Source organism: Anaerococcus groningensis, from assembly GCF_046365465.1.
GTDB classification, from domain to species: domain Bacteria; phylum Bacillota; class Clostridia; order Tissierellales; family Peptoniphilaceae; genus Anaerococcus; species Anaerococcus groningensis.
In genome coordinates this window covers 62,326-75,026 of record NZ_JBGMEG010000005.1, presented here as the reverse complement: position 1 = coordinate 75,026, position 12,701 = coordinate 62,326, and the positions used below count along the sequence as shown (strand labels likewise).

The following is a 12,701-nucleotide window of genomic DNA, read 5'->3' as shown; positions in this document are numbered from 1 at the left end:
AAGATATATTATGAGAATGGTTGTAATGGGATCTGGGTCAGTTGGAGCTTACATAGTTTCAATATATAATTTATGTAGCAATGACTTTAATAACCAAAGGGCTTTTGTGGATAGGAGACTTAAATTTATTTGATTCAATAATCTGTGGACTAGGGGCAGTAGGTACAGGTGGTTTTGCTAATAAAGACTTATCCATAGGCTATTATAATTCTATTTACACAGAGATTATTCTAGCTATCGCCATGCTTTTGGAAAGCTTGAAATATATCTGCTATTATTACTCCTAACCCCTTCGACCTATAAGAGGAGGTAGGGTATAAAAAATACTGGGATACTGATAATATATATATTTTCTATATTTGAATTTATATGCAAAAATGCTATACTTATTAGGTCTAGGAGGAATAGATGAATATTATAATTTTGGGAGCAGGAAAGGTTGGTTCCCATTTAACAAATGAATTATCCTTACAAGATCATAATATCTTAGTAATTGATCATGATAAGGATGTATTAAATAGATTACTTGAACAAAATGATGTTATGGCTATGGTTGGCGATGGAACAGATTTAAATATTTTGCAAGAAGCTAACGTTAGGGACTGTGACTTGTTTATAGCCCTAACTAGAAATGATGATACTAACTTAATTTCTGCAGCCCTTGCTAAGTCATTAGGTTCAAAAGAGATTATTGTTAGGCTTCGTGACCCAAAATACCTTGACCATTTGGATAAGATTCAAGAGATTACTGGATCAAATCTAGTAATTAACCCAGAATATTTAGCAGCTAAAGAAATCCAAAGGTCTATAAAATATTCTCATGCTAGAAATGTTCAAAGTTTCCTTGAAGATAGGGCCCTAATGATGGAAATTGTTATAAATCCTAATTCAAGGCTACATGGGCAAAGGCTAGCTGATGCCGATTCATACCTAAGCCAGTTTGACGTTTTAATAGGTATAGTTATAGAAAATGAGCAGGTTTATATACCAAATGGTGACTTTGTCTTAGAAGCTGGCCAAAAAATTTATGTTATGGGTAGTAAAGATGATGTTGACCAATTTTATAAGGCTGAAATATCTGAAAGTATTAGGATGAAAAATATTCTAATAGTTGGTGCAAGCGCCATTGCCCATCACTTGACTGACTTATTACTTAAAAGAAACTTTAATGTAACTGTTATAGAGCTTAATAGAGACAAGGCTATAGACCTTCAAGAAAAGTATGGGGATGCCCTAGTTATAAATGCAGATGGGTCAGACCCAGACATCTTAGAAGAAGCACGTATAGATAGTTTTGATTCAGTAATATCATTAACTGGTATAGATGAAGAAAATATCCTTATTGCTTTAATTGCCCAAAGATATGGAATTGATAAGATTATTTCAAAAGTAAACAGGACAAATTTATTAAAACTAACTGGCATCTTGGATATAGATGCTACATTTACCCCAAAATCTGCTGCTAGTAACTATATAAATAGGATTATCAGATCAAAGTATGATGCAAGAAGTGTATCAACCCTAAATAACCTCTATAAATTAGAAGGCGATCAGGTAGAAGTTTTAGAATTTGAAGTAAAGGAAAATTCTATGATTTTTAATCAAAGATTAAGAGATATAAGAACTAGACCAGACACCCTAGTGGCTATGATAGAACATAGTGAATTAAACGGGCAAATTGAGGTTGCAACTGGTAATTCAATAATCGATATGGGGGATAGAGTTTTAGTAATTACTAAAAACAAAAATATTACCCAAATAGATGATATATTGGAGTAAGTATGAATTTAAAAATAATAAACAATGCCATAGGTAGGCTCTTACAAGTACTTGCAGTACTAATGATTTTGCCCTTACTTATAGCTTTTATCTATCATGAGAGTACAAGTGATAAAATAAATTTTTTAATTCCTATAGTTTTATCAGGTGTGATTGGAACAATTATGACAAGGGCCGGTAGTGAAAAAGGTCATATCTTTACAAGAGAGGCTATGTTTACTACAGCCTTTTGTTGGGTGCTATATTCTTTAATAGGAGCCATTCCTTTATACCTAACACCTAGTAACTATCCATCATTTTTAGATGCTTTTTTCGAAATGGCAAGTGGATTTACAACTTGTGGTGCTTCAGTTGCTACTGATATAGATGTCTTACCACATTCTATAATATTTTGGCGTTCTTTTTCCCATTTAATCGGTGGGATGGGAATCTTAGTATTTACCCTGGCTATTTTGCCAAAACAGCATAAAGAATCCTCAAATCTTATGCAAGCGGAAGTCCCAGGGCCAACTTTTGGAAAGATTACACCAAAGCTTGCAGAAACTGCCAGAGTTTTATACATTTTATATATTGCTCTAACAGCAGTTACAACTATAGCCTTGCTTTTAGCTGGTATGAATTTATTTGATTCGGTAATTTTTGCTATGGGGACAGCTGGAACAGGTGGTTTTGCTAATCGCGGACTTTCTGTAGCTTACTATGATTCAAGGCTGATAGAAGTAATCCTTGGAGTGGCCATGCTACTTTTTGGAATAAACTTTAATTTATATTATTACGCAATTTTTAGATCAGTAAAGGACAGTTTAAAATCAGAAGAACTTTGGACCTACCTTGCTATTATCGGTGTATCAAGTCTTTTAGTTTTTGTATCTATCCTGCCTTTATATGATAGTGTAGGGTATGCGGGGGCCAATTCATTTTTCACCGTTTCTTCTATCATAACAACAACAGGGTATGTATCAGCAGACTTTGGCCAGTGGCCATTATTTGCAAGAAATATTTTAATAATACTTATGTTTATTGGGGGAAGTGCAGGCTCAACTGCAGGTGGTCTAAAAGTATCTCGCATAATCATGATATTTAGATCAGCAGTTAACCAAGTAAAACAATCCATAAACCCAATGAGGGTTACTGTAAATAGACTTGATGGAAAGAAGGTAGATGATGATGTAGAAAGAGCTACAAATAGATACCTACTTATGTATATACTTTTATTTATTATATTTTTAATAATTATAACCTTTGATACAAATGATTTTGAAACAGCCTTTACAGCAGTAGCTGCAACTATAAATAACATTGGTCCAAATATTGGTCAATTTGGACCTATGGAGACCTTTGCAGGTATGTCCTACTTATCAAAATTTGTCTTAACTTTATCCATGTTATTTGGAAGATTAGAGATTTACCCAATGTTACTGCTATTTTCACCATTTACTTATAAGAATATTAGAAATAAATAGATTGACAAAAATTTGCTTATTTAATAAAATATAAGTGAATTAAATAAATTTATAGGCAGCTTTGTATAAAAAGCTGAGAGGATGGTAAACCATCGACCTTACCTGATTTGGGTAATGCCAACGTAGGAAAATTTTGTTAATCGTTAAAGAATACCCTTGGGGTATTCTTTTTTTATAAAATAGGAGGAAAATATGAAGACAGCTCTAACAATTGCAGGATCAGATTCTTCTGGTGGTGCAGGTATCCAAGCCGACCTTAAAGCAATGACTTTAAATGGAGTCTTTGCTATGAGTGCTATAACAGCTTTAACTGCCCAAAATACAACAGGGGTTACAGATATTATGGATGTAAGTCCAGAGTTTTTAAATGCTGAGCTTGATGCAATTTTTACAGATATCTATCCAGATGCTATAAAAATTGGTATGGTTTCTGATAAAGAATTAATCATAGCTATAGCAGAAAAATTAGTAGCTTATGATGCAAAAAATATAGTTCTAGATCCAGTTATGGTTGCTACAAGTGGGGCAAAATTATTAAAAGATGATGCCATAGCTACCTTAAAAGAAAAATTGATTCCCTTAGCTGACCTTATTACTCCAAACATTCCAGAAGCCGAAATCCTTGCTAATACAAAAATTGTAGATGATGAAGATATGGAAATGGCAGCCCAAAAAATTTATCAAGATTTTGGAGTAAATGTATTATTAAAAGGTGGACATGCTATTAATGATGCCAATGACTTTCTTTTAGTAGATGGCAAAGAAATTTGGATAAATGGTAACCGCATAGATAATGACAATACTCACGGTACAGGCTGTACACTTTCATCAGCTATTGCAGCAAATCTTGCTAAAGGCAAATCATTAGAAGAAGCAGTAAGGCTTGCTAAAAAATATCTAGAAGGGGCCTTAAAAGATGGTCTTGACTTAGGAAAAGGAAGTGGACCTATGAACCATGCCTTTGATATAAAAGATGAGTATAAAAAATAAACAATAAGTATCCAATTACTATGATTATAACTATCATTTAACCTAAAAAAAGAGTTTGACATTTGAAATATTAATCTTTATAATTGGGGGTAGTTACAATCTAATAAAAATAAAAATACATTAAGAACACCTGTGGGGTAAGAATTGGTGGGGCAACTCACATTTAGCCATACTTTAAACTCATTTATATGGTTAAAACTCACAACCACAGGGGGCAAATTGCCAAATCCTGATAATAAACTTCATACCTAGAGGGTTTAAATAATGAGTAAGTAGGTATGATTATAAAATCCTTGTTCAAAATAATGTGCAAGGACTTTTTTTGTCTATTTTTAAAAATAAAAGGAGGTCCTATGAAAAAAAGAATTTTGTTGCTAGCAATGATTTTACTAAGTCTTAGCTCATGTACTAGCAAAAATAAAAGCCAGGTTGTAGTTTTTAATGCTGGTGAGTATATGGATATGGATTTAGTAGAACAATTTGAAGAAGATACTGGCATAGATGTAGTCTATGAAACATTTACATCTGATGAGGAGATGTTTATAAAACTTTCCCAATCATCAAATAACTATGATGTAATAGTGCCAAGTGATTACATGGTAGAAAGACTACTTAAAAATGATATGTTAGAAAAAATTGATTTTTCAAAGGTTCCAAATTTTAAATATGTGGATGAAAAATATAAGGGCCTTGCCTATGATACAAAAAATGAATATACAGTTCCTTATTTTGCCTCTCACTTTGGTATAGTTTATAACACAGATATTATCAAAGAACCTATTACAAAATGGGCAGACCTTTGGGATCCAAAATATAAGGGTGAGATAATCATGTATGATTTACCAAGACTTTCCATGTCAGTAGCCCTACAAAAATTAGGTTACTCTATAAATACTAGAAATATGGATGAGCTAATAGAAGCTAAAAATGAGTTAATCAAACAAAAACCTCTAGTATATGCATATCTTACAGATGAAGCCCGTGACTTGGTTGTTCAAGGTGATGCGGCAATTACTGTTATGTATTCTGGTGATGCACTATTAATGAGAACGCAAAACCCTAATTTAAAGTACGTAACTCCAGAAGAAGGGATGAATATGCAAGTAGATAACCTTGCTATACCAAAGGGAGCAAAAAATAAGGAAAATGCAGAAATATTCATAAATTATTTTACAGATCCTAAAATAGCAACAGCCAACGCTGAGTGGATGGAAGGTTTTACTAGTGCTATTGATGGGGTTAGAGAAAATCTACCAGAATATATAGCGGAATCAGAAGAGGCTTACCCAGATTTTTCAAGACACCCAGAGCCTGAGATGTTTGAGGACCTAGAAGATTATATGCAAATTTACAATGACTTTTGGGTGGAAGTCTTAGCAGCTTATTAGGAGGTAAAAATGAGCGAAGTTTTACAATTAAAAGATATAAATAAGTTTTATGATGAAAAACAAATCCTAAAGTCTATTAATTTAGATGTGGAAAGAGGCGAATTTTTAACTCTAATCGGGCCTTCAGGATGTGGAAAAACTACAACTCTTAGAATAATAGGTGGCTTTGAAAAACCTAGTAGTGGAGAAGTAATTTTTGAAGGAAAAGATATTTCAAATATTCCTCCAAATGAGAGAAATATAAATACAGTCTTCCAAAACTATGCCCTCTTTCCTCATTTAAATGTTTTTGATAATGTAGCTTTTGGTCTTAGAATTAAAAAAAACAAAGAAAATGAAATAAAGAAAAAAGTAGAAAATGCACTGGCCCTAGTAGACTTAGAAAAATATGGAAAAAGGGATATAGCAAGATTATCAGGAGGTCAAAAACAGAGGGTGGCTATTGCCCGTGCCTTAGTAAACGAACCAGAAATTATTTTGTTTGACGAACCTTTGGGTGCTCTTGATTTAAAACTTAGAAAAAGAATGCAAATAGAACTTAAAAATATCCAGCAAGAAGTAGGTATTACTTTTATTTATGTTACCCACGATCAAGAAGAAGCTTTATCTATGTCAGATAAAATTGCAGTGATGAATAAGGGAATCATAGAGCAATATGGTACACCACAGCATATATACGAAGAACCAGTAAATGCTTTTGTAGCAAATTTCCTAGGAGATTCAAATATCTTTAGGGGCAAAATGGTAGATAGATCTATAGTAAATTTCCTAGGCCATGACTATCCGTGTGTTGATAAAGTTGAGCCTGGCAAAGACGTAAGTGTAATGCTGCGTCCAGAATATTTATATTTATCAGAAAACGCAAATTTAAAGGGAAAGGTAGTAAGGTCTATGTTTAAAGGAACTTATTATGACATTCGTGTGAGTGGAGATAATTTTTCCATAAATGTCCACCATCCAGAAGACATTGCCCTAGGAACGAATGTGTGTGTTGCTATAGATGCTGATGCTATCCATGTTATGGAAGAGAAAGCTAATCCTAGCCAATTAGTAGAACCTGGAGGGAATAAATAATGAAAAAATATTTAAATATTTACCTAGTTTGGGCAGGAGTTTTTATTATATTGCCCTTAGTACTAATACTTTTTTACTCTTTTAATGGTTCTGGATCCATAGCCTTTGAAAATTTTTCTTTTAGTTTTTCAAATTACAAAAGATTTTTTGCACCTCTTTACCTAAAAATGCTAGGTATTACTTTGTTGATATCATTTTTAGCAACTCTTGGTTGTTTATTGATAGGGTATCCAGTTGCTTATATTATTTCAAAAATGGATGAAACAATAGCATCATCTCTTATCTTTGTTTTTATAATGCCTATGTGGATAAATCTTTTACTTAGAACTTATGGATGGATTACCCTCTTAGGTAGAAATGGGGTTTTAAATAGGTTTTTAGCTTCATTTGGTAGTGGCCCTTTAGGGATTATGTATACTCCAACAGCCGTAGTTTTGGGGATGATTTATGAATTTTTACCCTTTATGGTTATTCAAATTTACAATGCCTTAAGAAAAGTAGACAAAAACTTAATAGATGCTGCCCTAGACTTAGGAGCCGATAGGGGAACGATTTTTAGAAAAGTAATTTTTCCTCTATCCCTACCAGGAGTTTATACTGGCATAATTATGGTATTTATCCCTGCTATATCTACCTTTGTCGTTTCAAACTTACTTGGTGGGCAAAAAGTTTATATGATAGGAAACTTAATTGACCAGCAATTTACTTTTACAGGTGACTGGGGCTTTGGATCTGCAACAGCCATCATTCTTATGCTAATCTTATTTTTGGCCTTATTTATTCAAAGAAGATTTGGTCGTGACTTAGAGGGAGATATAGTATGAGAAAGTTTTTAGAGCGTCTGTATACAATTATAGTTTTTATATTTTTATATGCGCCAATTGTAGTAATGATTGTTTTTTCTTTCAATGATAGTAAGTTACGTGGTCGATGGGTTGGTTTTACAACTGATTGGTATAAAGAATTATTTTCCAATCCTGAGATAATATCAGCTGTAAGAACAACTTTGATAGTAGCGATAGTTGCGACCATTGTTGCAACAATCATAGGAACATTATCAGCGATCGGGATTTCAGAGCTACGTGGTAGAAAGAAAAACATGGTCTTAAACATAAACTACTTACCAGTGCTAAATCCAGATATCATAACTGCTATTTCTCTAATGGGTCTATATGGATTTTTAAAACTAAATTTAGGTTATATAACCCTAATTTTGTCCCATGTTATGTTTTGTATACCCTATGTAGTTTTAACAGTGCTGCCAGCTGTAGAATCAATGGATAAAAACATTATAGAGGCTGCCCTAGACCTAGGGGCAACCCCATCATATGCGGTAAGAAAAGTTTTGATACCTAATATTAAAAATGGTATTTTTGCAGGAGCTTTGATATCATTTACTTTATCCCTAGATGATTTTGCTATATCCTATTTCACATCGGGAAATGGAGTATCAAATCTATCTATGACCATTTATTCTATGGCAAGACGCGGGATAAATCCTTCTATAAATGCACTTTCTGCAATTATTTTTGTTGTAGTATTTATATTTTTACTTATCCAAAATAGAAAAGTTCTTATGGGTAAGGAGAAAAATCCAACAAGCTTTATGCCATAAAACCTTGACAATAAGAGAAAACTATAGTAATATATATCAGTCGACTAAGAAGTTTCTTTTATGAAACTTTTCGATCAAATCGCGCTTCCTGTAAGCGATTTTAAAAATAAATGTCAGGACGAGTACAGCCGCCACCTACCAGTTGCGGTGTCTAAATACGGTAGGCGAAAAATTTTATAGGAGGAATATTGATGAAATATCAAAAAACTTACACTCCAAGTGCAAACGACATCGAAAGAAAATGGTATGTTGTTGATGCTGAAGGAGCTGTTTTAGGACGTCTTGCTACCGAAGTGGCAGCAATATTAAGAGGAAAACACAAACCTACATTTACTCCAAACATGGACATGGGAGATTATGTAATTGTTGTTAATGCTGAAAAAGTTAGACTTACAGGTAATAAAGAAAATCAAAAAGAATACAAAAGATACTCAGGTTATGCTGGTGGTTTAAAAACTACATCTTACAAAGATATGATGGATAAACACCCAGAAAGAATCGTTGAACATGCAGTTGTTGGTATGCTTCCACACAACAAACTAGGTCGTCAAATGGCTAAAAAACTTAGAGTTGTAGTAGGCCCAGACCACAATCACGAAGCGCAAATGCCTGAAAAATTGGAATTAAAGTAAGGAGACTTAAATGGCAGATACAATTATTCAATCAACAGGACGTAGAAAAACTTCTGTTGCCAGAGTTACAATGAAACCAGGCAGCGGAAATATCCTAGTAAATGGTAGAGATTTAGAAAATTATTTTGACTTTGAAAGTTTAAGAAATGTAGCAAAATCACCATTAACACTTACAGAAAATGAAAATAGCTTTGATATCAAAGTTAACGTAAACGGTGGTGGATACAATGGTCAAGCAGGAGCTATCAGACATGCAATCGCAAGAGCTCTTCTTGAAGTAAACCCTGACTACAGACAAGCTCTAAAAAGAGCAGGATTTCTTACTCGTGACTCACGTAAAAAAGAAAGATACAAACCAGGTCAAAAGAAAGCAAGAAAATCTTCACAATTCTCAAAAAGATAATATTACAAAATTTACAAGCACATACCAGTTATGTGCTTTTTTGATTGGAAATTTTAAAGGTATAATTATTTTATGAATAATATAAACTACAACCTAGAAATGGAAAAGATAATAGATAAAAATAAAAAAAACGGGATAAAACCAAGTCTGCTTATGCAAGTTTGTTGTGCGCCCTGCTCAACGACTGTAATGCATAGAATTAAAGATGATTTTGCTATAGATATGTATTTTTATAATCCTATGATATATCCAAGAACAGAATTAGAAAAAAGAAGTGATTATGTAGGGGTGCTTGCAAAAAGAATAGGCCTAGATGGTAAGGTTATCGTCCCAGAAAATGATGTAAGAGACTTTTATGAAATAGCTAAAAAAAGGAAAAATAATCCCGAGGGTGGAAAGGCTTGCTATGATTGCTATAAGCTAAGGCTTGAAGAGACTGCAAAATATGCCAAGGACCATGGCTATGATTATTTTTGCACAACCCTTTCTATTTCGCCTTATAAAAACTCAAAATGGATAAATGAAATAGGTAAAGAATTAGAAGAACAGTATGGGGTAAAATACCTCTATTCTGATTTTAAGAAGAGAAATGGCTATCAAATGTCCATAGAACTTTCTAAACAGTACCAACTATATAGGCAGTCATATTGTGGCTGTGTTTTTTCCTATAATGAGATGAAAGAGTACAAAGAAAAAGTGGAAAAAGAAGGCACAGGTGAATAAACCTGTGTTTTTTTGTGTATTTTGGGTATCCTTATAATACGAAAATTATGAGCTAACCCAAAACTTATTGATATATAAGTTTGATTTTTATGGTATGTATGTATAGTATGACAACTATTTAGAAAATGAAAGAGGTATAAAATGAGTGAAGTATTAGATTTATTAAATGAGCAAATGAATTTTGAGTTTGAATCAGCATATATTTATAAGGCAATGAGTGCCTTTACAGATGATCTTGACCTAGAGGGTTTTACCAAATGGTTAGATATCCAAGTAGAAGAAGAAGTTATGCATGGTGAAGGTATGAGAAAATTCCTTCAATCAATAGGCTACAAACCTCACTATAAAGCTTTACCAGAACCAAAAGATGACTATAGAACCATCCTAGAAGTTATAAAAACTGCTCTTGACCATGAAAAAGAAGTTACACAAAGAATAACAGAAATTTCAGATAAAGCACGCGATGAAGATGCAAGAGTATTTTCATTTATCCAATGGTATATAGATGAGCAAGTAGAAGAAGAAGATAACTTTACAAAAATGCTAACTCGACTTGAAAGGGTTGGTGATGACTGGCACTCAATTTACATGCTAGATCAAGAACTTGGCCAAAGAGGACCAGCAGAAGAGCCACAAATTGCAAATATATGAAAATTAACCTAAAAAATTCACTTGCCATCCTAGAAGTAAATACAAACGGGGCCTATATCGACAACTTTGAAGTAAAGGATGTACCGATCTTTTTTCCAAGAGTTATGGTAAAAATTGGCGATATTTTAAAAGTACGAGGCGGTATGCACGTTTGCGCTCCTAATTTTGGTATAGATGATAGATTAAATACCCTTCCATCCCATGGTTTTGGAAGGGATTTATTATGGGAAGTAGTAGAGCAAAAAGAAGATTTTATAAAGCTTACCCTAGATGGTATAGGTGTTTATGAAAATGTGAAATTTATCTTAAGCTACCAGCTAAAAGGGCCTAGTCTATTTTTAAAATTAAATATAGAAAATAATTCTGATGAAGAAAAATTAATTGCCCCAGGCTTTCACCCATACTTTTATGCTGATCATAACGCAGTAATGATAGATGGTGAGAGTATAAAAAAAGATGAATTACCAAATAGTATCTATAATGATAGAAAAGATCAAGCCTTTATGGCAAATGGCAATAACATTGAGATAAGAGGCATTGAAAACATTAACCAATACGTTTATTGGTCAGACTATAAGGGAGATTATATCTGCATTGAACCAACATATAGCGGCAATGCCTTTGAAGATTTAACTAAGGATATTTATAAACTTAATCCTGAGGATGACTTTTCTATAGCTTGTGAAATAAAGGTTAAAATTTAATGAGTGATTATTTAATAATTTTAATATATGTTTGAATATTCTAAAAGTATGGTATAATATTATTAGGATATTGAAATATTATCTTAAGATATTTCGGAAAGGAAAAGTATATGTTAACTACAATCTTAACTTTTGCCCTAGGAGCTTTTATATTCTCCCTAGTGTTTAAAATTATTTTTGGTGTGTTAGGCCTAGTATTTAAAATTATTGGAAAAGCCTTATTATTGCCATTTCTGTTAGTAGGAGGCATACTTTTCCTACCTTTAATAATACTGGGTCTAGGTGTTGGACTTATAGTTCAATTGTTACCAGTAATTCTAACTGGTGGTATAATTTATCTTATCTATAAGAATTTTTTTGCAAAAGAAAAAAGATATTGGTAAAAGAAAAAACTGACTATTAATAGTCAGTTTTTTTATTTATCATTAAAAGCGTAGGTTTCAATTGCTTCTGCAACTGCACCTTCATTATTTGTAGCAGTAGTTACAAAATCTGCAACTTCTTTTACCTGCAAGTGGGCATTTGCTACTGCAACGCCAATTCCTGCAGCTTCTATCATGGCTACATCATTGTAATTATCTCCAATTACTAAAGTATTTGCCATATCAATGCCATAAGTATCACAGACTTTTTTTAGGGCTGTAGCCTTATTTACATTTTTTGCATTTATCTCCATATACATATCTGATGAATAAGCAATTTCACAATCGTAGTTGGTAATTGCTGCTACATCTACTTCTAGCGAGTGCAAAAAGTCCATGTCCTTATTTTTAAATAGGACTTTTAAGATTAGTTCATCTTTTAAAAAGTCTATATTATCGCTGGTGATTTCTTTAATTCTTGTATCATTGGTATATTCGTTTGATTTTTCTATACGATCTAGATTTATAGCATATTTGCAATCTAGGGTATAGATAAAAAATTGCAGCTTATTTTTATAAGCATATTCAAATACGCGTTTTGCGTATTTAAATTCCAATGGCATAGAATCTACGATTTCACGGTCGATTGCCTTTAGGGTTATAGCACCGTTACAGCAGATAATATATCTATTATCACGTATAACTCCTGCCTGCTCAGGGATTTCATTTAACTCATAGGGTCCACGACCAGTAGCAAGAATTACTTTTTTGCCAGCATTTTCTGCTTTAGCTATGGCTTTGGTATTTATCTGTGGTACATTTTTTGTATCATCTACCAAGGTTTCATCGATGTCAGATGTTATTAGTTCTATCATAATTGCTCCTTTTTTATTTTATTCCCAATTGAGCAAAATATA

General features: G+C 32.9%; 15 protein-coding genes and 1 riboswitch. Of the genes, 14 read left to right on the top strand and 1 reads right to left on the bottom strand.

Features of this window, described 5'->3' with window-relative positions; all coding sequences use genetic code 11:
- Positions 1–10: 10 nt before the first annotated feature.
- The 14 genes from AB9Q04_RS04290 (at position 11) to AB9Q04_RS04225 (ending at position 11,805) form a co-directional block, all read left to right on the top strand.
- Positions 11–133, top strand: coding sequence for a hypothetical protein (locus tag AB9Q04_RS04290; protein WP_410024142.1), 123 nt, complete (start codon positions 11–13; stop codon positions 131–133).
- A gap of 275 nt (positions 134–408) precedes the next feature.
- Positions 409–1,779, top strand: a complete 1,371-nt coding sequence (trkA, locus tag AB9Q04_RS04285; protein ID WP_410024141.1) for a Trk system potassium transporter TrkA — start codon at positions 409–411, stop codon at positions 1,777–1,779.
- Between the two features lie 2 nt (positions 1,780–1,781).
- Positions 1,782–3,242 carry a TrkH family potassium uptake protein gene (locus AB9Q04_RS04280; protein ID WP_410024140.1) on the top strand — a complete coding sequence of 487 codons (1,461 nt, stop codon included), beginning with the start codon at positions 1,782–1,784 and terminating at the stop codon, positions 3,240–3,242.
- Positions 3,243–3,283: 41 nt separating this feature from the next.
- Positions 3,284–3,388: riboswitch (TPP riboswitch) on the top strand.
- Between the two features lie 46 nt (positions 3,389–3,434).
- Positions 3,435–4,232, top strand: coding sequence for a bifunctional hydroxymethylpyrimidine kinase/phosphomethylpyrimidine kinase (thiD, locus tag AB9Q04_RS04275; protein ID WP_410024139.1), 798 nt, complete (start codon positions 3,435–3,437; stop codon positions 4,230–4,232).
- Between the two features lie 353 nt (positions 4,233–4,585).
- Complete coding sequence (locus tag AB9Q04_RS04270; protein WP_410024138.1) at positions 4,586–5,620, top strand: ABC transporter substrate-binding protein; 1,035 nt, start codon at positions 4,586–4,588, stop codon at positions 5,618–5,620.
- A 9-nt stretch (positions 5,621–5,629) separates the two neighbouring features.
- On the top strand, positions 5,630–6,694 hold the full coding sequence (locus AB9Q04_RS04265; RefSeq protein WP_410024137.1) for an ABC transporter ATP-binding protein: 1,065 nt from the start codon (positions 5,630–5,632) through the stop codon (positions 6,692–6,694).
- Positions 6,694–7,518 (top strand): ABC transporter permease, encoded by an 825-nt coding sequence (locus tag AB9Q04_RS04260; RefSeq protein WP_410024136.1) that lies wholly within the window; start codon positions 6,694–6,696, stop codon positions 7,516–7,518. The genes AB9Q04_RS04265 and AB9Q04_RS04260 overlap by 1 nt, the downstream gene beginning before the upstream one ends.
- Entirely contained in the window at positions 7,515–8,309 is a 795-nt protein-coding gene (locus AB9Q04_RS04255; RefSeq protein ID WP_410024135.1) for an ABC transporter permease, read from the top strand. Before AB9Q04_RS04260 ends, AB9Q04_RS04255 begins: the two co-directional genes overlap by 4 nt.
- 191 nt (positions 8,310–8,500) lie before the next feature.
- Positions 8,501–8,941: a 50S ribosomal protein L13 gene (gene rplM, locus AB9Q04_RS04250; protein WP_410024134.1), complete on the top strand. Its 441-nt coding sequence runs from the start codon at positions 8,501–8,503 to the stop codon at positions 8,939–8,941.
- Positions 8,942–8,951: 10 nt separating this feature from the next.
- A complete protein-coding gene (gene rpsI, locus AB9Q04_RS04245) occupies positions 8,952–9,344 on the top strand; it encodes a 30S ribosomal protein S9 (RefSeq protein ID WP_410024133.1) in 393 nt (130 codons plus the stop codon).
- Positions 9,345–9,416: 72 nt separating this feature from the next.
- Positions 9,417–10,067 (top strand): epoxyqueuosine reductase QueH, encoded by a 651-nt coding sequence (locus AB9Q04_RS04240; RefSeq protein ID WP_410024132.1) that lies wholly within the window; start codon positions 9,417–9,419, stop codon positions 10,065–10,067.
- A gap of 141 nt (positions 10,068–10,208) precedes the next feature.
- Positions 10,209–10,718, top strand: a complete 510-nt coding sequence (locus AB9Q04_RS04235; RefSeq protein ID WP_410024131.1) for a ferritin — start codon at positions 10,209–10,211, stop codon at positions 10,716–10,718.
- Positions 10,715–11,422, top strand: coding sequence for an aldose epimerase family protein (locus AB9Q04_RS04230; RefSeq protein WP_410024130.1), 708 nt, complete (start codon positions 10,715–10,717; stop codon positions 11,420–11,422). Before AB9Q04_RS04235 ends, AB9Q04_RS04230 begins: the two co-directional genes overlap by 4 nt.
- A gap of 110 nt (positions 11,423–11,532) precedes the next feature.
- Positions 11,533–11,805: a hypothetical protein gene (locus AB9Q04_RS04225; protein WP_410024129.1), complete on the top strand. Its 273-nt coding sequence runs from the start codon at positions 11,533–11,535 to the stop codon at positions 11,803–11,805.
- Between the two features lie 32 nt (positions 11,806–11,837).
- Here AB9Q04_RS04225 and AB9Q04_RS04220 read toward each other — a convergent pair whose 3' ends face one another.
- The gene (locus AB9Q04_RS04220; protein WP_410024128.1) at positions 11,838–12,659 is read right to left on the bottom strand and encodes an HAD family hydrolase; all 822 of its coding nucleotides are present in this window, start codon (positions 12,657–12,659) and stop codon (positions 11,838–11,840) included.
- Between the last annotated feature and the right edge of the window lie 42 nt (positions 12,660–12,701).

Coding starts and splice junctions, on each gene's coding strand:
- AB9Q04_RS04290 (WP_410024142.1), top strand. CDS start 11: ATGAGAATGGTTGTAATGGGATCTGGGTCAGTTGGAGCTTACATAGTT.
- trkA (WP_410024141.1), top strand. CDS start 409: ATGAATATTATAATTTTGGGAGCAGGAAAGGTTGGTTCCCATTTAACA.
- AB9Q04_RS04280 (WP_410024140.1), top strand. CDS start 1,782: ATGAATTTAAAAATAATAAACAATGCCATAGGTAGGCTCTTACAAGTA.
- thiD (WP_410024139.1), top strand. CDS start 3,435: ATGAAGACAGCTCTAACAATTGCAGGATCAGATTCTTCTGGTGGTGCA.
- AB9Q04_RS04270 (WP_410024138.1), top strand. CDS start 4,586: ATGAAAAAAAGAATTTTGTTGCTAGCAATGATTTTACTAAGTCTTAGC.
- AB9Q04_RS04265 (WP_410024137.1), top strand. CDS start 5,630: ATGAGCGAAGTTTTACAATTAAAAGATATAAATAAGTTTTATGATGAA.
- AB9Q04_RS04260 (WP_410024136.1), top strand. CDS start 6,694: ATGAAAAAATATTTAAATATTTACCTAGTTTGGGCAGGAGTTTTTATT.
- AB9Q04_RS04255 (WP_410024135.1), top strand. CDS start 7,515: ATGAGAAAGTTTTTAGAGCGTCTGTATACAATTATAGTTTTTATATTT.
- rplM (WP_410024134.1), top strand. CDS start 8,501: ATGAAATATCAAAAAACTTACACTCCAAGTGCAAACGACATCGAAAGA.
- rpsI (WP_410024133.1), top strand. CDS start 8,952: ATGGCAGATACAATTATTCAATCAACAGGACGTAGAAAAACTTCTGTT.
- AB9Q04_RS04240 (WP_410024132.1), top strand. CDS start 9,417: ATGAATAATATAAACTACAACCTAGAAATGGAAAAGATAATAGATAAA.
- AB9Q04_RS04235 (WP_410024131.1), top strand. CDS start 10,209: ATGAGTGAAGTATTAGATTTATTAAATGAGCAAATGAATTTTGAGTTT.
- AB9Q04_RS04230 (WP_410024130.1), top strand. CDS start 10,715: ATGAAAATTAACCTAAAAAATTCACTTGCCATCCTAGAAGTAAATACA.
- AB9Q04_RS04225 (WP_410024129.1), top strand. CDS start 11,533: ATGTTAACTACAATCTTAACTTTTGCCCTAGGAGCTTTTATATTCTCC.
- AB9Q04_RS04220 (WP_410024128.1), bottom strand. CDS start 12,659: ATGATAGAACTAATAACATCTGACATCGATGAAACCTTGGTAGATGAT.